General features: G+C 51.6%; 15 protein-coding genes and 2 tRNA genes. 1 reads left to right on the forward strand and 16 read right to left on the reverse strand.

Features of this window, described 5'->3' with window-relative positions:
* Window positions 1-185 precede the first annotated feature (185 nt).
* The 14 genes from ACMVME_RS04975 to tssB form a co-directional block, all read right to left on the reverse strand.
* Window positions 186-3557: an ImcF-related family protein gene (locus tag ACMVME_RS04975; protein ID WP_068794481.1), complete on the reverse strand. Its 3372-nt coding sequence runs from the start codon at window positions 3555-3557 to the stop codon at window positions 186-188.
* Window positions 3550-4758 (reverse strand): hypothetical protein, encoded by a 1209-nt coding sequence (locus ACMVME_RS04980; protein ID WP_068794480.1) that lies wholly within the window; start codon window positions 4756-4758, stop codon window positions 3550-3552. Before ACMVME_RS04980 ends, ACMVME_RS04975 begins: the two co-directional genes overlap by 8 nt.
* A 2-nt stretch (window positions 4759-4760) precedes the next feature.
* Window positions 4761-5024: a PAAR domain-containing protein gene (locus ACMVME_RS04985; protein WP_071993110.1), complete on the reverse strand. Its 264-nt coding sequence runs from the start codon at window positions 5022-5024 to the stop codon at window positions 4761-4763.
* 141 nt (window positions 5025-5165) lie between these two features.
* Complete coding sequence (locus tag ACMVME_RS04990) at window positions 5166-5876, reverse strand: hypothetical protein (protein ID WP_050594881.1); 711 nt, start codon at window positions 5874-5876, stop codon at window positions 5166-5168.
* A gap of 310 nt (window positions 5877-6186) precedes the next feature.
* Entirely contained in the window at window positions 6187-6681 is a 495-nt protein-coding gene (locus ACMVME_RS04995) for a hypothetical protein (protein WP_228175727.1), read from the reverse strand.
* Window positions 6660-9350: a glycoside hydrolase family 19 protein gene (locus tag ACMVME_RS05000; RefSeq protein ID WP_068794479.1), complete on the reverse strand. Its 2691-nt coding sequence runs from the start codon at window positions 9348-9350 to the stop codon at window positions 6660-6662. The genes ACMVME_RS04995 and ACMVME_RS05000 overlap by 22 nt, the downstream gene beginning before the upstream one ends.
* 15 nt (window positions 9351-9365) lie before the next feature.
* Window positions 9366-11723 carry a type VI secretion system Vgr family protein gene (locus ACMVME_RS05005; protein WP_068794478.1) on the reverse strand — a complete coding sequence of 786 codons (2358 nt, stop codon included), beginning with the start codon at window positions 11721-11723 and terminating at the stop codon, window positions 9366-9368.
* A complete protein-coding gene (gene tssH / locus ACMVME_RS05010; RefSeq protein WP_068794477.1) occupies window positions 11720-14392 on the reverse strand; it encodes a type VI secretion system ATPase TssH in 2673 nt (890 codons plus the stop codon). The genes ACMVME_RS05005 and tssH overlap by 4 nt, the downstream gene beginning before the upstream one ends.
* A 162-nt stretch (window positions 14393-14554) precedes the next feature.
* Window positions 14555-15046, reverse strand: coding sequence for an Hcp family type VI secretion system effector (locus ACMVME_RS05015; protein ID WP_001007312.1), 492 nt, complete (start codon window positions 15044-15046; stop codon window positions 14555-14557).
* A gap of 2 nt (window positions 15047-15048) precedes the next feature.
* The gene (locus ACMVME_RS05020) at window positions 15049-16728 is read right to left on the reverse strand and encodes an OmpA family protein (protein WP_068794476.1); all 1680 of its coding nucleotides are present in this window, start codon (window positions 16726-16728) and stop codon (window positions 15049-15051) included.
* Window positions 16728-17417: a type VI secretion system protein TssL, short form gene (tssL, locus tag ACMVME_RS05025; RefSeq protein WP_063925129.1), complete on the reverse strand. Its 690-nt coding sequence runs from the start codon at window positions 17415-17417 to the stop codon at window positions 16728-16730. Before tssL ends, ACMVME_RS05020 begins: the two co-directional genes overlap by 1 nt.
* Complete coding sequence (gene tssK, locus ACMVME_RS05030) at window positions 17414-18763, reverse strand: type VI secretion system baseplate subunit TssK (protein ID WP_068794475.1); 1350 nt, start codon at window positions 18761-18763, stop codon at window positions 17414-17416. The genes tssL and tssK overlap by 4 nt, the downstream gene beginning before the upstream one ends.
* A 13-nt stretch (window positions 18764-18776) precedes the next feature.
* Entirely contained in the window at window positions 18777-20324 is a 1548-nt protein-coding gene (gene tssC, locus ACMVME_RS05035; RefSeq protein WP_068794474.1) for a type VI secretion system contractile sheath large subunit, read from the reverse strand.
* Window positions 20325-20357: 33 nt separating this feature from the next.
* On the reverse strand, window positions 20358-20858 hold the full coding sequence (gene tssB / locus ACMVME_RS05040; RefSeq protein ID WP_068794473.1) for a type VI secretion system contractile sheath small subunit: 501 nt from the start codon (window positions 20856-20858) through the stop codon (window positions 20358-20360).
* 728 nt (window positions 20859-21586) lie between these two features.
* On the opposite strand from tssB, the gene ACMVME_RS05045 reads away from it, so the two are divergent.
* Window positions 21587-21838, forward strand: a complete 252-nt coding sequence (locus ACMVME_RS05045; RefSeq protein ID WP_309892135.1) for a DUF4942 domain-containing protein — start codon at window positions 21587-21589, stop codon at window positions 21836-21838.
* A gap of 109 nt (window positions 21839-21947) precedes the next feature.
* Here ACMVME_RS05045 and ACMVME_RS05050 read toward each other — a convergent pair.
* Window positions 21948-22035: transfer RNA gene (locus ACMVME_RS05050), tRNA-Ser, on the reverse strand.
* Between the two features lie 133 nt (window positions 22036-22168).
* Window positions 22169-22256: transfer RNA gene (locus ACMVME_RS05055), tRNA-Ser, on the reverse strand.
* Window positions 22257-22272: the final 16 nt, after the last annotated feature.

Below are 22272 nucleotides of genomic sequence, written 5' to 3' on the forward strand. Positions count from 1 at the left end.
ACCTGGCGCTGGATTATGCTTCAGCCAGTCGCTGAGCCATGCGCGACACTACCGAAAGGTCATAAACTGGCATGGGGATGAGGATTCAGTTTCGTGCCATCGGTTCACTTTGCTGCAAATACCCTGAGACCAGCCTTCAACCTGTTTTGCGAAAGCCCGTGCCAGGTAAATTTTCCCGCCCATCATTACTGGCGCTCTTCTCCGCCAGCTGCGACGCTAAAGATAGTGTCGGGCAGCGTGAATCCCTGAAGTTTCAGCAATGCCAGGGGACCTGTACCGAGCTCGCTACGCATCACAAACTTCAGAGGGTTGCCATCGGCGGTGATCCACACCAGTTGTGTACGGCTGGCGTCAAGCGGAGTGATGAGAGCCTTGTCCAGCAGGCGAATGAACCCCCAGTTGCCCTGGTTACTGGCATACAGCTGCATGCCGCTGTTCACACTACGCCAGCTGAGCGACACGCCAGGATAGTAAGTGTTTCCAGGCCAGGTGAAGCTTTGCCAGCTTTCCATCTGATTGAAGTAATCCAGGTTCTGCTCATCAAGGGTAAACTGCACTCTGGCAACATCCCGTGAAGGACGCGTCATCAGTTCGAAGTGAACACCCGCATCGCCCTGCGAAAACACGATATCTGACAGTTCCGCCAGCTGATTAATCGCCCGGAGGAAATCCGGGCTGACAACCATCCCCTGACTTGCGGAAAGGTCAACGACCCAGCGATTTCCCTCCTGGTGGAGGATCCCGCCAAGATTCGTTTTCAGGAAGGTCGTGATTCGACCCGAGTCGCTACGCAGGAACTGAGCCAGCAACGGCAACGAGGCATCGCTGCCGGTGGCTTTAAACGGATAGCGTCCCGCAAAGGCCTTATTCCACTGTTCAACAATGGTCGACTGCCAGCGGGCATTGAGGCTTCCCGCAGCCGGGGCAAGTACCTGCCGCCAGGCCAGATCAAGCGGTTGCACAAATAACGACTGGCCAAATCCATTCCACTCCTGCCCCAGACTCGCCGCAACCAGACTGCCATAGTCGCGGGTATCGGTCAGATCGATTGCTTTGCCCTGGAATACTGTCTGGGCCAGCATCTGCGACATGGCCTGCGGATCCGGGGCGCTGGTAACCTGCTGGAGTTTCAGGCGTACCTGCGTGACGCGGGCAAGCCAGGACTGGAAACTGAGGTTACCGTTGGCACCGGTGCCCTCTTTACCTTCCATCAGCCCCATCAGCGGTCCAAACACCTCATCGAGCGGCCCTTTTGGGCCCTGTGCCTGTTCAATAAACTGTCTGGCATTTTTTTTCTGACCGATTAGCTTTTTCGCCGAATCGACAATCGAATCGGCCAGTGCCTCGCCCTTTTGCCCTGTTTTGCCCTGCCAGGCCAGCGTGTTCATCAGTGCCACCAGCGGCGACTGACGGACATCGCCGATCAGGTTGAGCTGGGCAATCGCCTCAGAAAGTGACGTGGCTTCCTGCCACTGAATGCTGTTGACCATGTTCAGCCAGGCATTGCCAAAATCGGTAAAATAGCGTTCAGTCAGGCGGGCTTTCAGCGCCTCCGGGGAGATATCGCTCCCTGTCTGGTGCGTCTTATCCGTCAGTACCCAGTCAATTTCATCACGGCGTGTCTTGACGACCTCGTTAATCGCATCCTGAACCTGCTCTTCCCAGGCCTGACGCGTAAACATACCGGGGACGACTTCGTCAGTGCTGAATACCGTTGAGGCATCGGTGTCGCCTGTCATATCGGCAAGCGTTAAATCAGGCCAGTTGCTGGCCACGCGCTTTAGCATGTCCTGATACAGGCCAGATTCAGCGTTACGCTGACCTACCTGCTTAAGCAGGATCTGACGGATCGTGCTGATTAATTCCGCGTCAGGATTAATTTTCCATTCCGGATGTGCCGGGAGGTTTTGCGCATAAAAGCCCAGCAGTTTAGGTGCAATGTCCTGCCATATGCCATCCGGCACATTCTGGCGTTTCGGTAAGGCTTTCAGCACGTTTTTTGCCAGCCAGCCTGCGTCCGCTTTGTCCGGACGGGCCAGCATCAGATAACTTTTGAGCACGTCATAGGTGTGCTGTGTGCCCTGCATTCGGGCATCACTGGCAGGAGGCAGTTGCACAAAAGCATTCAGCTGCTGCCTGAGACTATCTGCGGTGGCATCCCTCATCAGCTGTGCGTTGTTTTTCGCATACAGCGGCCAGAGTGCGGCCAGCGTGTCGCTGTCCTGATTAAGACCAAATCGGGTGTACCATGGAGCGCCGGTCGCCTCACGGTGTTGCAGACGGGCAATGGCTTGCTGGAGTACGAGCTGGTTGTGCAGGCGTTCTGCCAGGGGTTTTGTGGTATCCGCTGCCTGACTCGCCGTTTCCTGTGCCTGATAAATCTGGGTACGGTTAACGATCAGGGACAGCAGTGTACCGGCCCCCCACAGAACAATCAGGGAAAGCAGAATTAACCGCAGCATCTTCAGCCAGTCGAAGCCCAGCTTTCTGCCGCTGACGGCATCACAGTCATCAATGACGGCTTTCCAGGTCGGTGTGTCGAGGCGTGTATTTGGTACCGTTCCGGCAACGGCCAGTTCGGGGCTGAACATGACACCACGTAAACGCCAGGCCGCAGATCCCTGCATCAGCCCGCTGAGTAAAACAGCCAGACTGGCTTTCAGCTCCTGCCGCAGTCGGAGGGACAACTGAAGAAGACCAAAGTCAGCCGGATTATTCATTATCTGTGCCATACCTGCTTTTTGCAGGTGTAGCGCCAGTGTAGAAAACCCTTCACCCGCACCTTTCACGGTGCCTTCCGGCCCGAATATGACCCCTGTCGCAGTCGTTTCCGCGTCCTGATGAACACCGGTAGCCTTATCAGTCAGCCACAGCCAGACAGGCGCCTGCCAGCCAAGCTGATGGTCGGCTTTCTGGCGGCAACGCAAGAAGGCATCCCGCTCGCTGTCCGTCGGGAGCGCTGAGGTACTCATCACCTGAATGATGCCATCAATCGGTTGCCCGGATCGCAGGCGTACCAGTTTTGAAAGGAAGATCTCATCCGGGAGTGACTGCGCATCACCGCCATAAATCAGCACGTTGCCGTCGCCTTCCTGCCAGAGGTCATGAGACAGGCCTGGGGCCGCTTTCTGGACGTCGTCCGGATTACCCATCACCAGCAGGATTCGCACCTTACGCTGCCAGCGGCGTCCATAGCGAAAGCGCAGGTGTTCGGACACGGCGTCTTCGCTGAAGACAGGTTCTTCTTCATCATCTTCGCTCGCAATGGTGCCTGTTGCCGGGGCGACCATCTGCGCCTTTTTCTGACTCCAGTGGAAATACAGCCCCGATTTACCTGCGAAGTCGAAGGCCTTCTCAATCAGCCAGCCGAATAAAAGCATCGCGGCAACCAGGATGGCACTGAACGTGAGGATCCGTTGCCCGTCATACGGCCCAAACCCCGTGGCCGAGGCGACATTTTCCGGAAAGGCATAAAAGAGAAATGCCACGATGACCGTCAGAAAAAAGGCGACAGTCACAACGGAGCCGATGAGTGTTTTTACTTTTACCTTAGACATTTTTGGGCGTTCCCTTGCGAACTTCTTCTTTGGTGATGACCGCTACCCAGATGTCGTCTTTGTCAGCGGCGGGTTGTGCGGCGATAACCTGGGGGCCATTCTCGTTACAGACAGCCGAGGCAAGAATTATGGCAAGCCAGGGGGCGGCACGACCGGCATATCCCAGTGCCGGATCAATACTGCGATTGTCTTCTGACAAGCTGAACATTACTCCGTTATCTTCGCAGGCTTTATTCCACGCGCTCCCCCTGGATGTGATTGGTCCGGTATGCCAACCAGCATTTAGTGCTTCAGAACTTTTCCCAGCCCATAATATTGCCCGTTGCAGTGTTTTTCCCAGCGTGTGTTCAAGGCCCTTTTCAGGACGATGAAGGCATACCGCATCTGGATAACCAATAGCCTTACGGTTGCTGAGCACCACAAGAGTAATTGCATCAGCGTCATTTACATTAGGCTGCGCTGGCAATGAAAACGTCATTGCGACAAGAATGCCCGGATGCTCCCATCGGTTATCCAGCCAGGCATCAAACGCAACAAGACCTTTTCCCGCAAGAAGCCTGAAAACTCGCCCTGTTTTTGCAGCGAGTTCATTTTTGAGGTGTTTCTCCACCGGTTCCAGGATATCGTCGTCGCAGTCCAGCATCACACAACAGGGAATATCCTTAGGCAGGGTGTCGGTAATTTTTTGTACATGGGCAACGAGCGTTGACGCGGTGGAAATAATTTCGTTCTCTAAGTCGGTCTGAAAGGCCGTGAGGGCTGCATATCTGACGGCAGCGGTACCTCCACGTGGCGTGGATATCCCGGTTGTCGGTGTGGGATGCATAACCGCATTACTAAGCATCCCTGGTTTATTTCCGGAAATATGTTGAATGCAAGTACCGAGTATCCACGCGCAGCGTTGACCCCGGCGCGTTTCACGTTCAATCAGTTTCTCCCGTTCCACATTCCTGGACTCAGACCCAACCTGCCCTGCTTTATATGCGAACCGTCGAACGGAGAAAAAAAGTCCCCATGTGCAGAAGGGTAATCCCAGCGCGGTAAACCAGAAAATAAAACCTGTTCGCTCCGTCGTCCAGTTCCAGAGCGCTAACGCAATCCCCCCTGACATGACAAATGCCAGGAACAGTAGCCAACGGCGGGTATCGGGTCGCGGCACTTTCGCCGCTTTATCGGGGATAGCATCCAGCAACACGGGCATACTCAGGCAACCTTAGCTGGTACAAAAGAACTGATCAATGTGCAACCGCAACCGCACTTGTGGCCGTGAAAGGCTACAGGGATCCCGTTATCAAGGTAATCCGGGTTACCTTCTATGATCGTTGTAAGACCATGACCTGGTATCGGGCAGGAAACCATGTCACCTTTACGCGCCACGCCAACCCCGCCAAATATCATTGTGGCAGAACAGGTCATGACTGAACCACCGTGAGTGGTTTGATCGCCTTTTCGGATAATCTGGAGCATTATTTACGGTCTCATTGTTAGGTTGTATGTGATTTTTCGAAATTATTGAGTGGCCTGATCTCGAACAAATGATAAAATGCGAAATTCCTTTTTAATTAAGCGAAGGGGTGATAATTTTGCTGTCACTCCCTCGCTATAAAATCATTTGGCTATAGTATCGGACTTGATCCAAGTGATTAGGGGTATGTTTTTGTGATTAATGTAACCTACATTCACCCATTTCCTATCTGATGAGTACTGTATGATTTTTATTTTATCACCTGGGATCAGGTAATTTTTAGTTTGGCTGTTATTGTTCGGGGCGGAAAATAAATTTGCCCTTTCAGTAATTGATAATTCTTCTTTACGGGTGTGCAAAAATGATAATATTGCATCTAATGCAAGTTTTTTATTAATTTTATTCTCCCTTGCTAATTGTTGGTATTTATCTATATTTTCTATGGAGGGGGCATCACAACGGAGCAAGTTACTTGCACCTCTGGCATCAAGCGAAGAAAGTTTGTCTTTCATTTTAATAATTGAAGGCCGCATAGTATTGAAATCAAAAATATCAGCACCAACTTCTTCAGAACTGGCCAGTACATCTTTCCCTTCAGTCCAGGTATATCCGCATGCTTCTCCATCCCAGTCACTTACAATACAACCATTGCTCATATCAATAACACTACAATAAGCCCTTTCTGTATACTTCGACGTTCCATCTCCGAACTCAACAGTTCCACCTGAGACACTATTAACAATCAGGTATTTTCCTGAGGGTGAGACTTTTGAAGAGCCATCCTCAATGTAAAAACGGTCATCCCGACTGAGATCAGCAGAGTAATTTTTATTGGAAAAAAAATTTTGCCCCATGAATTATCCTCATAATGTTCACCATTTTTTTTCTGTGAAAAAGTCAAACTCCCTTCAGTTGGAGAACTGATTACGACATCTGCATAGCTTACGGAAAAAAAACTGGTGAATAACACAATAAATATAGATATGCGATAAATCATAATTTAGCCTTTAATGAATTATAACGGAGTGTAGAATCGGTCATTCTTCTTGTTAGTTTGTACTCCTCCAGCCATTTAATTTCATTTGAAACACACTCACACTTACAGGTTTGAGGCGGGTGAGTTTATATTAAGCCCTGCAACAAAAAAATAGCATTTAAGGCGACTCATGGGAAAAAGTACCCATTTTTATTCACATAAGGAATGTCAACAATATAATCACTTACAATATCATCACTTCTGAATGAACTAGGTAAACAATCCCTTGATTGAATAATTCGTTTATTCTTTAGGATGTCAAATGACATCGTATATTCATTATTTTCAGAACCATCAATTACATTAATAACATAACTATATTTACCGCGCTTGAATCCATAATAAGTAACCCCCATTTCGTTATCTCTGGTGCGCCTTAGTTTATTCGCTTCGTTAAAAATAACATTTAGCTCTACTTTTCCATCTCTTTTAAAATTATAATTTATTTCTTTTGTAATATTATCAATGAAAAATAAAGCTTCTTTGACTCCTTCTCCAGGTAATGAGCAAGTGATAATATTAGTCACATTCTGCTTTGTTGCCATCGCGCCTGCCGACAAAAAAAAGCAAAGCACTCCCGCTAAAAATACTATATATTTTCTCATTGAAATACTTGTTCGCATAATAAATAAGCCTCTTGTCGTTCCGCTAACCCCATATTCCCACCGTTTACTCTTTTTGTAACAGCAACAACATCACTATAACCGTTACCTTTATCTAATGAATAAACTTCGTAATGCAACCAAAACCATAAAGCGCTTCGGATAGCATAAGGCATTGTATTTATTTTTTCAGGTTCTGAAACAGTGTCTGGTGCTTCATCACTCCAGTATTCATGATATCCCTCCATAAATCCAATGTATTTTTCATATCCGGTAACTTGAATGAGCCCTCGACCTCTGAAATTATAGCCATCATCTGGATTATTTTGTCTATTACCATTCAATCTTAAGTAATGTTTACGACCTATGGCTTGCTCATCCGCACGGCGAATAATTCTCCCCGCAGAGTTTTTCTCATAGCCATCATTTTCGGACTCAACCGGATGCTCTCGATAATACCGGCTAAACGACCTTAAAGTTGCTGGTGAAAATTGAAATCCTTCTGTTTTTCCTTTCATTTGAGGGCCAACCTCTCCTTTAATCTGGGAGAAGAAATGACGCAACCTCGTTGGAGTATCTAACTTAAACTCTTCCAACCTCCCCTGAAGTTCAGCAACGACTATATTTAAATTAGCATCAGAAGCTTGCGGGAAAATAGTATTTAACTGATTATAAGTAACACCATTACTAGTCCCTATAGCTTTAAGAAAAACGACCGGATGCATATGCCACACCTCAGGCCCCAGCACCACACCCTTTTCCGATACTGCTTTCATCCACGTCATTTTAACCAGAAACGCTTCCAGATATGTTTTCCACAACGGCGCATCCGTGGTTAACGTATCCAGATAGGTCTTCCATAGTTGATCGTCCTTGCCGTAGTACCATTCACTGGCATGCTTTGCTATCACCCGGTACAGATGATCACGGTAGGAAACATTGTGAATCGCCTGAAGGTACTCCTGCTCCGAGTAATACCCATCCTGGTTACTGTCAATCAACTCCAGCAGGCGCTTGTAGTTGTACTTATTGAGTGCGTGGGTGGTCCGAGTTTCATCCTGTGCCGCTTTATACAACTGCTCCAGAATCCCCTTCACCACGTTATCCGGTTGTTTTATGCCATCAATCAGGTCAAAACTCTCCGGTGCCTTATTCAGCGTCACAAACCCGAGCTCGCCTAACGCATACTGCGACACTTTCTGAACACTGGTGGCAGATAGCCAGCCACCTTCCTGACGTATCTGAAAATAAGCCGCATCCCGGTTATTTGTCAGTGCGTTCCCCTCAGCATCGGCACCCGGCACTTTTGCAAGCGTAACAATACCCGATATCTTTGTTTTACGACTGCCCGCAACCATCCCCTGCTCACCCTTTTCAAACAACGGTGCATCGGCTTGCCACGTCAGATAAACCGGATTATCTTCCCCCACCCTTCCTGGATTGGTGATGAATTTCTCCATATCATCCATGCTCAGGCATTCTATATGTACCTGGTAGCGCGAGCGTTTGCCATTTTCTTCCGGTAGCTGATAAAAACCCATATGCCCGAGACTGTCTCCGGCATTGATCGGTATAGGCTCTGAAGGTACATACACATCATTAAAAACGGGTCCACTACCGGATGCTGCCGGTGCAACAGGCGTCAGACTGTCGCCGTCTGATACTACCCATACCCGGTCGCCCTTTTTCAACTTATCCTTATCCCGGCCCAGAGTGACCAGACTGAATGTTCTAGCTGCATCGCCTGGATTCTTACCTGGACGTATGACCTGCTGTGCGGTATTACCGGGCTCGTATGAAAGCGGAAAATCGGCTACCAGACTGCCTGCATTTTTATATTGGAGAACATCGTCACTGCTCAGATAGTACGCCCAGTTTGTACGCGAAGTGCAGTTCACAACGCCTTCTGACTCATTAGTGTAAGCCGGAGAACATTTTGCCCACCAGGACGGAACGGGCACCGATTCTGTTGCTTTCAGATACCCCTGGTCTGATACCGTCCAGATTCGGGTGCCTGCGGCAAGTGTTTCTCCTGCTGTATTCTTCGTCTCACGGGTAATGGTTACTTCGGTAAACTGACGCTGGTCGCTGCTGCGGGTCACAATAGTGTCACTCAGCGTGACTACGGTGTCTTTCCCCAGTTTTCCGGCTGCGCGCCCTGTCTGCAAATCTTCCGCACTGGAGTAATAGCGCTGAACGCCAGCCACTTTTCTGTCCGCCAGGCTGCCCTGTTGTTTATAAGCAGCATAAGGCGCCAGATTCATATACAGAGTGAAAAATGTCAGTCCGCTCTCTTCTGTATCACCCGGCTGGATATAATGTTTCACCAGCACAAATGAGGTCGAAAGGAACAATTTTTCACCGCGCCATTCAATCCCAGCACTCTCATAGTCCTTACTGACGCGCCAGGCAACTATCTCACCGTCCGCCATACAACGAATAAATTGTTCCCCTTTATAGAGCTCGCGACAATATTCATTCTCAGCTCTACTGTCAGTACTCAGGGCGCACCAGGGAATAGTGGCATCAGTAATATGGATCCCCCCATGCCACATTCCCTGACTTCCCACCAGATACAATCCTGAGCTTTCCCCTCCGATCATCGATAACAACTCTTCCACAGAGGAAAAGGGATGACCTTTTTTGTTTGAGGGCACGGGAAAGCTGATTTTGGGCATCTTTGCAGCCATAACTAACCTTCCTTGTTATTCACTCGTCCATTTGGCGGAGTTTTTAGTTGTGACCGTGACGTTCGTCACTTTAAAGTCCGGTGTATCCATCTGCTGGCTGGCACCGGTCCCCGGCACCAGGTAACTAGCCACTTTCATTATCATCATCCCTTCAGAGCCATGCTCAATACCGTTCTTACTCAGCCTCAGGTAAGACCCACCACCGTTAAGCGTCAGTGTTTCAGGCGTGCTGATAATAATTTCGTCTTCACTACTGGTCACCGTCAGCTGCTTTTCAGAAAACAGGGCCATCGTGTTGTGCTGAGCCTGAATCTCGATGTCACCCTGGTTGGCAACCAGCTTCGCCCCGTCTTTATGCACAAACAGACCAAGCGCTTTTTCAACGCTCACGGACAAATTTTTCATCGCACCGACATCAAGATGCTGCCCTGCATTGATCATGGTATTGCGGGTACTGCTGAGCTGAAGGTGTTCACCTGAGGTAAATGCCACGCCCTGTGGAGCACTCCCCAGCAGGACCGCAGACTGGAGGTCTTTGATTTTGTCGGTTACGAGGCTAATCTGGGTGCTGATGTCGGATACCAGGGCACCGGCTGCTTCAGCGGCGCTGTTCAGGGCCTGCATCTGGCTGTTGGCCTGGTTAATCTGGTTAATCGCAGGCGCCATTTCCAGAACCGGTCCCTGGGCTTTGGCCTGGGCATCCGCCGTCAGGAACAGCCCTTTTGCCGCACGTACAGCGCCATGTTCATCCGTTCGCAGTTCAAAACCGGCCCCGCGCTTTTCACGCTGGCTGTTGACCAGGTGTCCCATGTTCAGCTGCGTTTTGCCGTATTCCGTCGCGAGCTTGATATGCTCTTCCTGGCGCTTATCCTCCATCCGCAACTTATTGTTCGCCGGAGTGCGCCAGACGTTCCGCGTATTATTGTCACTGGTGACGTGGTCCAGATGTTCTGAGTCATGCAAGGCATAGGCGATGTAGGGACGATCCGGGTCTCCGCCGTCAAATACGATGGCCACTTCCGTTCCGTCGATAAGCGGGGAGTGGAATCCGTAGGTATCACCGGCATAGGGTTTTGCCAGCCGAAGCCACAAATAAGCATAGCCCTGTTCCGGACTGTTGCGGTCGAAGTCCAGTTTCACCCGGTAGCGCCCTTCCGGGTCGAGCCAGGAGTAGGTATCGCCTTTCTGAGTGCTTTCCACCCGGGCCGGAAGCGAGCCGGATATGACCGGGCGATTAAGTAATGCCGGACGCCAGCAGACGGTTTCGCTGTAGGGGATGCCCTCAAACGTCAGCGTAAAGCTACTTTTGCGTGAACCACTGGTGCGTACCGTGGTGATGACGATACCGCCTTTTACGGCATCGGGTAATGAGCCGTCCGTTTCCAGTACCTGACCCGGAGCCAGATGAGGGCTAGAGGAATGACCTTTGACGTGATACTGCGCGTTCAGAATACGTTCGTGACGCAGACGGGCGAAGTATGCCCCGGTCTCTGTACTTTCAGCGTCACCTGCTGTCAGGAAAGGCTCCGCATAATGATACGTTTCCCCGGTGGTGATCCCCTCTTTGCTGAAAATACTTTCGGTGCTGTCCTGAGGCGTCAGTGCATCACGGTAGTTGTAGTCACGGGTGGCCACACTTCCGCTTACCACGTTATATGCAGTCTGAATATCCCAAATGCTCTCCTGCCCGCTGTCACTCATCCCGGCCTGGTTGCGTAATGGCAGCGTGACACCAAATTCATATTGCTGCTGGCTGTCCTGAAAAATCACCACGTCCTGCTCAAGACGGCTGTCCATTTCATAGCGCCAGTAAATGCCCACCTCCGCCAGCAGGCGCTGGATAAATGCCAGATCGGTTTCCCGCCACTGGGTAATGAGTTCGCGGGCCGGATAGTCACGAGACAGATGGAACTCAAAATCAGGACCTTCAAGTCCGTGCTTACGCAATACCCGTTCAACCACTTCTGTAACTGACTGATTGAGGTAGATTTCGCTCCCTTTCGTATAGTCCAGAAGGGCGATACGGGGAACGATCGTCAGTGCGTAACGGGTCTCATCATTCGAGGTGGACACGCGCCGAAATGACTTAACCACGCCGAATATCGCCCGGACCGGCAGCGCTGGTGTCCCGTCAAACACGGGGGTCTGGAAAATAAATGACGCCGGTTTCAGCAGTAACGTGTCGCAGGCGATATCCGCAGAGGTGCAGGTCACCGCCACGTCATACCGCCAGGGCTGGCTGAGTGACTCCACCGCACTGAAGCACACCACATCCAGAAACTCAGTGCAGCCATGCACGTCAACGCGATAGCGTGACTGGCCCAGCAGTTGTTGTATCTGGCTGTTTGCCTTGCTTATTAAAGAATCGGTCATGACGCCACCACTTCTGTATTTTCATCGAAGGCCAGCACAATGCCCTCTTCATCATCCCAGGTCAGCTGTAGCGAGGAAGGCTTTTGTTTTGCTGCCATATGGCTTAGTAACTGCTGGCTCAGAACCGGCAGAATCTGCTGATTAAGCAGGCTGTCCACGTTGCGGGCACCGGTATCCGGCAGCAGACAGGCAGTCGTCAGGGTGTCGATGAGGCTTTCGCCAATGTGAGTGGAAATGCCATAGTGACGTTGCAGCCGCGTGCTCACCTGTGCCAGTTTCATGTCGACGATGGTACGCATGGCATCTATTGCCAGCGGGCGGTATATCACCGTCTGGAAGCGAGCCAGCAGCGCTGGCTGGAAGTGATCGCGCAGGATCGGACGTAACAACTCGTGCAGATCGCTCTCAGTGGCTTCTGGTTGTTCTTCCAGCAACTGCATCAGCGGGTCACTGCCCAGGTTGGACGTCATCAGGATCACGGTATTGCGGAAATCAATTTCACGCCCTTCCCCGTCGCGCATAAAGCCCCGGTCAAACACCTGATAGAACAGGTTCATCACATCCCGGTGTGCTTTCTCCACTTCATCCAGCAGCACCACGCTGTAGGGCCGCTTACGCACAGCCTCGGTGAGAATGCCGCCCTGGCCGTATCCTACATACCCCGGTGGAGAGCCTTTCAGTTGCGAAACGGTGTGCGACTCCTGGTATTCCGACAGGTTGATAGTAATGAGCGATTTTTCACCACCATACATAACGTCAGCCAGCGCCAGTGCGGTTTCTGTTTTACCCACTCCGCTTGGACCCACCAGTAAAAAAACACCCTGCGGACCGTTTTCCGGCGTCAGTCCGGTTTTTGACGCTCTCAGGCGCTGGGCAATGGCATTCAGTGCAGGACTCTGGCCAACTACACGGGTTGCAAGCTGTTCTTCAAGCGTCAGTAATTCGGTTTGCTCGTCCTTCATCAGCGACGAGAGAGGAACCCCTGTCCAGTCGGCGATCACGGTCGCGACGGTGCGGACATCAACATCCAGACCCAGCAGTGGACTGTTATTCTGAATCTGAGAAAGCTCGTGCTGAAGGGCGGAGAGTTCCTCCTGGCGGCTAATGTCTTCACGGCAGGCTTTCAGCGAGTCGGTGAGCTGCTTCTCGGTCTCATACTGTGACTGAAGGGCCATTTTTTGCTGACTGAGCGCCAGGGTCCGTTGTTCAATCTGCGGCAGACGACTGGCATCAACACTGTTACCCAGCGAAATATCTTCCAGTAACTCCTGCTGCTCCATGCCAAGCGCAGTCAGTTCAGCCTGCAACCGGGTAAGCTGTTCCGGCAGCGTGTCCAGGCTCATCCGCACCCGGGCCGCTGCGGTATCCAGCAGGTCCACTGCTTTATCTGGCAACTGGCGTCCGGTCAGATAACGGCGAGACAACGTCACCGCTGCGCGGACGGCATCGCCGGTAATATGTACACCGTGGTGTTCGGCATAGCGTGATTTCAGGCCACGCAGCATCAGGCAGGCGGTGTCATCATCGGGCTCATCAACCTTGACCATCTGGAACCGGCGATCCAGGGCTGCGTCACGTTCGAAGTACTGCTTGTACTCACTCCAGGTGGTGGCCGCAATGGTGCGCAGTTCACCGCGAGCCAGTGCCGGTTTCAGCAGGTTGGCTGCATCTGCCCCGCCCGCCTGATTACCGGCACCAATGATGGTGTGTGCTTCATCGATAAAGAGCAGCACCGGCACCGGGGAGTGCTGGACGGCGTCGATGATATTCTTCAGTCGCTGCTCAAATTCACCCTTTACACCTGCTCCCGCCTGAAGCAAGCCCAGATCCAGGGTCCTGACGATGACAGGCTTAAGACTTTCGGGCACATTACCTTCAGCGATACGCAGCGCCAGTCCTTCAACCAGGGCCGTTTTACCCACGCCGGGTTCACCGACCAGGATCGGGTTGTTCTTACGGCGTCTGGAGAGAATGTCCACCATCTGACGGATTTCGTTATCGCGTCCAAAGACCGGGTCAATCTTTCCTTCCCGGGCACGGGCGGTCACATCGACCGTAAAGCGATTGAGAACGGACTCTTCCTGTGAAACGGCAGGCTGCGCACTTACGCCTTCAGCCTGGTGTTGTGCTTCATGCTGTAACGGTGCGGCCCGCCCAATAATGCTGACATTGCCAGGCTTCTCACTGAGCGCAACGTCATGCCGCTCATCCGACTGGGCTTCCAGTAAGGGACGTAACCTTTCCAGCTGGCTGGTGGTCAGCGTCATCAAAGGCCAGAGGCCATCACAGCGTGTCAGTCCGGACGTCTCAACCATGGCCGCGAGCAAATGTACGCTGCGGATCTGCTCATCTCCGGCAAGCGTGGCGGCAAGCCAGGCCTGTTTCAGCAGGGTCTGGAGAGACGCTGAGAGCTCCGGTCGGGTGCGGACAGAACGTGGCTGTGCATCCAGCCAGCTCAGGAGTGACTGCCAGACGGTATCCATATCCCATTCATAACGGCGGGCGAGAACGGTCAGATCACCTTCGCCCTGCTCCAGTAATTTTAACAACCAGTGCTCAGGTGTGATTTCTGCATGCGCACGGGTCTGGCATAAAGAGGCTGCACCTTCCAGCGCTCTGGCGCAGTAAGGGTTAAGTCGTCGTAACAGGACTGCTGAATGATGTTCCATGTCGTTCCCTCGTGTTCAGGCACGCTACCGCCCCTGGCCGTCAACCGATGCCCATAAGGTTCATGCCGATAAATGGTGAAACTGCTCTGCAAAGCGTCCGTCTGGCAGGCGCTGTGCGGAACAAAATAAAAGGCGGACAGAGGGAAACTGTCCGCCTGGTTTTTACGCGGTGGTTCTTTCGTTCCAGGAATCGGAATGAATGATGTTGCCGTCTTTGTAGGTCCAGGTGATTTTTTCGTAGCGCAGCTCGATCTGCTCAAGGTGGTTATGCTTCTCGAAGGAAGCATCCTTGATGTCGTGCATTTTTGGTGCAACTTTCACCAGCTTGACGTTTTCCAGTTTGGTGTTGAAATACTCAACTTCCTGACCGGCATCGTTGATCTTGTACCACTTGAACTCAGCAGACTTCAGGGTCTGGCCCGTGGTCACGGCTTTGTACAGATACGGGCTGGAAGAGTCGATTTCCTTGGTAAACAGGAACGGCGTGTGAATGCGGGTTCCGGTCAGCTTTCCAGTGTTGTTATCAGTCGGGATATACAGTGTGTGTTCCTGAGCAACAACTTCGATGCTTCCTTCGCGATCTTTCACATCTACAGAGCCCTTAATGTCAGCGCCGCCATCGTCTTTCAGCCACAGATAAACTGGGATTGCCATGTTTACTTCTCCATTTCTTGAGTTGAAACGTCACGTACATCCTGTGACGCATGTTTTGAGCCTGGCAGACGACAGGCGTCAGCCTGCGGTACCAGACTGATCTCGACACGCCGGTTATGCGCACGGCCATCAGGCGTATCGTTTGAAGCAATCGGTCGGCTGTTGCCGTAGCCCTGAACGGCAAAGCAACTCTCCGGGACGTCCCCGGTATCACGCATCCAGTTACGGACGGCTTCAGCGCGTTGTAAAGACAAGGTCTGATTGAGCTGTATGCTACCGGTATTGTCTGTGTGGCCGCTGACCACGATCAGCCAGCCCGGTTTGGCTTTGATCCCCACCAGCGCGTTGACGAGTATTTTGGTTGACCCCTCTTTGAGCGCTGATTTGCCGGAATCGAAAAGCGACATGCTATCGAGACGAACTATTTTCGGGACCGGTTTTGGTTCAGGGGCAGGTGGAGGTGTCCAGGTATCAATGGCCTGCTGCAAGGCCAGCCACAGGCGTTGTCCCGGGTAATAGCCCAGGCTGTAACGTAAAGGCTCTCCCTGCCGTTGCCAGCGTTCAAGCAGAAGTGCATCCTGTTTCAGAGCAGCCAGCGAGTCTGCTTTAGGACGGTAGTGATTCATCGGGATCGCGTTCCAGCGCTGTAAATCGGCACTCACCTGACGGATGAGGTCACGATTATTGAGCGCGGAAATACCCAATGCGGTCAGCGCGCACAGCCACATCAGCAGCACCAGGCGGCGGGTACGCTGCCCCCCCTGAACGGTTGATGCAAAAGGTGCCAGAAGTGGCAGAACGGCATCCGGGAAAAGGGTTGCCAGAACTGACTGACCGGGCTGGCGGGAAAAGTGCAAGCAGGTCCGGGCACAAAGCCAGGTGGACCAGACTGACTGAGCCTCAGGATTGACCACCCCGAGGCGCATGGCCACGGAAAAAACACGTACAAGCGGCGTTAGCCGGTCCGGTTTCTCCAGCTCGTCAGTCAGCGTATTACGGATAAAGGAAAATGCCTGGCTGACAGTTGGCAGTAGCAGGATATTGTCTTCCGCCTGCTGCCAGTCAATAAACGCCTGAGGCGAATCATTAACCGGACAGACTATCGGCTTGTCACCGCGAACGATGATCCACGGCGTTTCGGGCCCGGAAAATTCGGCATTCACCACCACCGGCAGTGTGAAACCCGTCAGGGATTTAATTTGTTTACACTGCTGGCGGAGCGTTTTCAGTGTGGAGCGCAGTACCGCTTCATCCTGATGTTCATCTGGCAGGCAGCGATACATCACCGAAAGCTGACCAACCTGTCGAGGGAATTGTTTCTGTATGCTGCGGACAACGTCAGTTAACCGGCTGACGTCACCGGCCCGAAGCCACCATCCCTGGGCTGTTTTACGCAGAGGGCCTCCCTGGAACAACGCTTCCAGCATGTCACCACACACCAGTACAACGGGGCTCTGGGTATCGAGTAATGGCAGTTCAGCAGCCGGGAGGGTAACGTCAGATGTGTGCTCTTCACTCCGACAGTTTTTAAAAACAGTCCAGCCTGCCAGAAGGAGGATCAGCAGAGTGACCAGGCCTTTAAAAACGTTGCCTGTCGGGATGAAATACCACAGCAACCACAGCAACGTGGCAACGGCTACCAGGGCGTGGAGGACGACCGGAATGATGACTGTTCTACGCATTAGCCATGCAGCTCCGGTATTTGTGCCGACAACAGTGACTGGAGCCAGAGGTGACCACCCCACCAGATAACGCCGGTAAGAATGACGGCGAGCGCTATCCAGAACCAGACTGAGCGCATCAGACTCCAACGATGTTTCCCCATCCGGTTAACAACCAGAGACAGGTCTGCATCAGGCGGAGAAACCCGTTCAGAAAGGGCTTTCACTACCTCATCACGCTCCGACTGGCTGACCGTTTTCAGACTGTATAACCCCTGAAAACCCAGCGCTATCACCCGGTGATAGCAGGTTAAAACGGCCGGGTTAGGTGAGGGCTGACGCAGAACCTCTGCAATCCGATCCCACAACGCTTCGCCTGCCCGGAATGAGCCAAAAAAACGGGCCTGAAGCGGCGCTTTACGCCAGGCCACCTGGCCTTCATCAACTTTCGGCTCCTCTCCTTCCTCGCCTTTTTCAGACTTACGGCTCATCACCGTTTCGTCCAGCAAGGCACATTGTGCGTAGGAAATATGCTCCACACTGGCGTCGTCATACCCGGCACGCTCCAGCGCTTCTCGCACACTTTCAACCTGTTTAACGCATTTGTTGTAAAGCGCAGTGCCATTAAGCGTAACGGCACCTTTTTTAAGCATAGTGACGGTGAGCCAGGTCTCCGTCATCAGCTGGTCGATGTCGATATCCTGTCTCATGAGCGCAATACCGCGAACAGTTCTAGTTCAAGAGCACCAAGCAACTCAGGCACATAGAACATGCACACGCCCTGCTCCTGCATTTCATGCGCAGCGGGGCTTTCCATATCGAGTGCGAAGTACTGGTTTTCCATGCGTACAGGCAACGCTGCCGGGACTCTGCTCACCGGGATCAACGGGATACCCTTAAGTGCCGCGCCATAGATCTCGCTGACATCATCAGGTGAACCTGCCTGACAGAGTGCAGGGAATTTCTCGGCGACCTGCCAGGCCGGGATATCGGAGCGCACAGAGAGCCAGAGGTCGGCCTCTTCACGCAGGCGGATATCGTGGAGGTTGGCTTTCCATGTCTGTCCGTCCGGGCGTGACATTTCCAGGGCAATGACCCGGGATGGCAGACTGGCCTCCAGCAAACCCGTTATCAGATCAAACAGCGGAGGAAACGCATTGGCCGGTTCCTCGTGGTCATAACCCGGAATGGCGTCAAGATCATGGTTCAGGGAAAAGGTCAGCATACTGCCTGCCAGACGTGCAAGCTCCGCCCACACCTGTTCAGGTGGCCGGGAAGGAAAACGTTCGTATTCTGTCAGCACTCTGGCGTGAGAATTCAGTGCATTCAGCAACCAGAAAAGGGAAACATCGGCGACGGCAAAATCGGCGAGCCTTTCGTTGCTTTCACGACGCATCGTCATCAGACGCTGGCGCCGGGAGCGTAACTGACGATTGAGTAGCACCAGACGTTCGCGAAGGACAGGGCTTGCCGCAAAAGACGCAACGGGCGGAATAAAGGACGGATCCAGTCGCCATGCATTTTGTCCATCACGGATCAGTCTGGCCACCGGGCACACTTTCCAGGAATCATTGCTTTCATGGGCAAACCGGATGGTGAAATTATACCGGGCAACGGCTATGGATTCTTCTTCGGACCCGAAGGCATCCTGCAACGTCACCCATTCCTCGCGATAGCGGAGCGGGCGGTCTGCGGTAACACCTTCCTGTTCTACGTTGGCAATACCCGGCAGCATGTGAGGCAGTGCGATGACAACGGTTACGGAATCGAGACCTGCCAGCTGGCTGGCATCTAACTCCCGTGGACGTGGAGGCAGATCGCTCCTTTGAGCATCAATCAGCGATCCATCGTCCAGCCAGAGGCGTAGCTGCGTAATCTGGATCAGACCAGACGAAAGAAGGCTGTCATTAAACTCAATCTTTTCTACCCCCCAGGGGAATGGGGATGCTAGCGCTGATGCACCGGCACCGCGAAAAGACTCCCATTCAGCCTGCTGCTGGAACTGTTGAGGGGACAGTAAAGCCCCCTCGTTCCACAGTGGACGATATATTTTCATCCCTGCTCCTGCCCTATGCTTTGGCTTTCGGCATCTGGGATACCAGTGACAGATTGACGTCCATCCCTTCTACCTGGAAGTGCGGCACGGCGTACAGCTTCACGCGGAAGAAGCCCGGGTTATCTTCGATATCTTCCACCACCACTTTCGCATCGCGCAGTGGGTGGGACGCCTGCAGCTCATCGCCGGGATCGGTCATTTCCGTCACCAGACCGCGAACCCAGGTGTTCAGCTCCAGCTCCAGAAGACGACGATCCTTAGTGGTGCCGATGTTTTCGCGCTGAATGAGCTTCAGGTAGTGCGCGATACGCGACAGCAGGAAGATGTAAGGCAGACGGGCGTTGATGCGGCTGTTGGCAGTAGCATCAGCGGTGTCATACGTGGCCGGCTTCTGCGTGGAGTTCGCCGAGAAGAAACAGCTGTAATCGCGATTCTTGTAGTAGGAAAGTGGAATGAAGCCCAGATTCGCGAACTCAAATTCGCGGGTTTCCGAGATCATCACTTCAGACGGGATTTTTACCTGATTGCCGGTACCGAGGTCGTACAGATGAATAGGCAGGTCCTGAACGGCGCCACCGGCCTGCGGGCCACGAATTTGTACACACCAGCCGTTGTTAATGAAGCTGCGTACCATGTTGGATGCAAAGGCAAACGAGGCGTTGGTCCACAGGTATTTGTCATGATCCGGACCTTTCACTTCTTCGACGTAGTTGAAGCTACGCACAGGTACGGTATCCGGACCATAAGGCAGGCGCCCCAGTACACGCGGCATGACCAGACCGATATAGCGGGAATCATCCGTCTCGCGGAAGGATTTCCACTTGATGTACTCAGCGCGGTCAAAGTAATTACCGATATCTTTAATGGCCGCCACGTCCTCCATATTGTCTTTCAGGAAGAATTTCGGGCCGGCAGAACCGATAAACGGCATATGTGCAGCAGCAGACACTTTAGAGATGTTGCGCAGCAGGGCTACATCCTGCGCAGACGCATCAAATTCGTAAGCGGAAATCAGCGCAGCAATCGGCTCGCCACCGGGGGTATCATACTCATCAATATATGAATGTTTATACAGCCCGCTTTGGACGATTTCCGGGCAGTCTTCAAAGTCCTGACGCAGGTCTTCTTTAGACATATCCAGGAGTTCAACTTTCACGTTCTGGCGAAAATCGGTTTTGTCGACAAGAGATTTCACACCGCGCCACAGACTTTCTACCGCCTGAAAGTCTTCATGATGCATAACAGCATCAAGCTGACGGCTGATCTGGTAATCCAGTTCCGCGATATGGTGGTCAATCAGGTTTTTATCGAGTTTCTCAACTTTTGAGCCCGCTTTTGTCAGACATTCCAGGAACACCTTCATGCCGGCAGTTAAACGTTCGTCTGCTGTTGCATCCGACATCGCCTGTGCATCCTGCCAGATATCAAGCGCACTTAGCTCAGAGACAGGGTTAAGATTGATTTTTTCAAACAGGGACGCATATACCCCGCCTGCTGCAGGACGTTCAAGCACTACACTCTCGTTACCCGCGGCATTCTCATTTTTTACAGACATCAACATATTCCTTATTAATCCGTTAAAAGCATATGGCCGTTATGGCTGTTTCGGAGCCAGGGCTGAGAGTTCGGCTCTGAGTTCTGCACTTAATGCAGGATCGAGAAGAATTTTTTCCAGCTCTTTTCGGAAAGCCTGGTTATCAAGCAGGTTTGCTTTTAAATCGCGAAGCAAATTGCGCATGGAGAGCATGGCCTTCAGCTGAGGTATTTGCCGCGAAACCTGCTCCGGAGAGAAATCATTAATACTCTGGAATGTCAGATTGATGTTGTCTTCACTGCCATCACCAGCAAGCGTGTTTTTAACGGTAATATTTACGATTGGGGAATATTCGGAAAGTACAGAGTCAAAGTTGTTTTTATTCAGATTAACTTTTTTGCGCTCCGATAGTGGTGCAGTCTCCTGACCATTACTGAAGTTTCCCGCCACCAGTAATTTCAGTGGGAGCTCAGTTTTCTTGCTCGCTCCGCCCGTATGCAAATCAAGCTTTAAATTAATACGTGCCTTGGGTATTTCGGACTGAAAAGAAGAGTTAGACATGGCTATCCCTGTTTTTTGGAGTTATAAAAACGGTCAATGCCAGTGAGAAATTAATAAGAAAGGCAAACCCAGCCAGAACAACTTCCAGGCTCACGTCATCGGACGAAAATCAAAACCCCGGAATTAAAAGCGGGCACATTCCATTCACCAGCATATCGACATTGTGTTTTTGAGTATTTGTCTGAAATGAAAAAATTTCGGATAAGACCCAATGGCCGGAGTGTAGGAACGTTCCCCACTCGATCGGAAATCAAAAAATGTAACAAAATGTTTCCAGTAGAAATCCTGACAGCCAAAGATCATCTTTCTGATTTATAAGAATTTTCTTGCACACCCCTTTAACCCTTATGAAATAAGGGTGTACAGTAAGTGATCAATTTAATTTAGGGGCAAGTTTGTATAAAATCTCATCAATCACATGAAATATCTGATTTTGTACTTTTATCAAAAAATGAAAGGCAGAACGTGCCTGCCTGTGTGAAAAATTGGCGACATTTACTGGCCTTCACCATTTTTATTATTTATTTAAATGGGTCTTATTATTTTCATCAGAAAAACAAATATCGCAGGGGATTTTTGCATGCCTCGCCCCAGTACTCGTGATATGTACATCTCAGGTATCGTTCGAGGAGTGGGTACGACCTTGAACAACAACCTGTTCTGTGTAGTTTGAAAAAATTCGGAAGGGTGTCCATCGTTCCGTAAGTTATATGCATAAGGGCGTATCTGTGAAGCTGATTCCCTTAGATCGCGTGGCTACATCCGATAACCATGAAAATGTAACCAGACGACTGAATGCTCTCATTGATGAAAACAGGCATTGCGATCGTTATGAAGATGAGATGTTTGCTATTAACTATTTTGAGAAGGGAACGACTCACGTCATAAAACGACCAGATCGGGTGGATAACCCCAATGACATCATCGCTGGCATTATCCTGGAACACCAGGAGCAAGATGTAACAGATGCCGGTTACTAATTCGTCCGATGGATTCTTAGCCCCACCGACGCAAGCCAGACGGCAATGGCATACTGAAAACCGACAAAAACAAAAAACCCAGGTCGCATAACGGCCTGGGTTTCAAATTTGGCGGAAGCGTAGAGATTCGAACTCTAGAACCCTTTCGGGTCGCCGGTTTTCAAGACCGGTGCCTTCAACCGCTCGGCCACGCTTCCAAAGTGAGGCGCACTATAAACATCTATTAGCGCCTTGTAAAGCAGGAATTTTTCTATTTTTTTCTGCGGGTGCTATCCATGCCCCTTAAAAGCAAAAAGCCCCGCGATATGACTATCGCAGGGCTTTTATGTCTGGCGGAAGCGCAGAGATTCGAACTCTGGAACCCTTTCGGGTCGCCGGTTTTCAAGACCGGTGCCTTCAACCGCTCGGCCACACTTCCTAAGTGAGGCGAACTA

Origin of the sequence: Enterobacter cloacae complex sp. 2024EL-00711 (genome assembly GCF_047529885.1) — a bacterium.
In the GTDB taxonomy this organism is placed as follows: Bacteria; Pseudomonadota; Gammaproteobacteria; order Enterobacterales; family Enterobacteriaceae; genus Enterobacter; species Enterobacter ludwigii.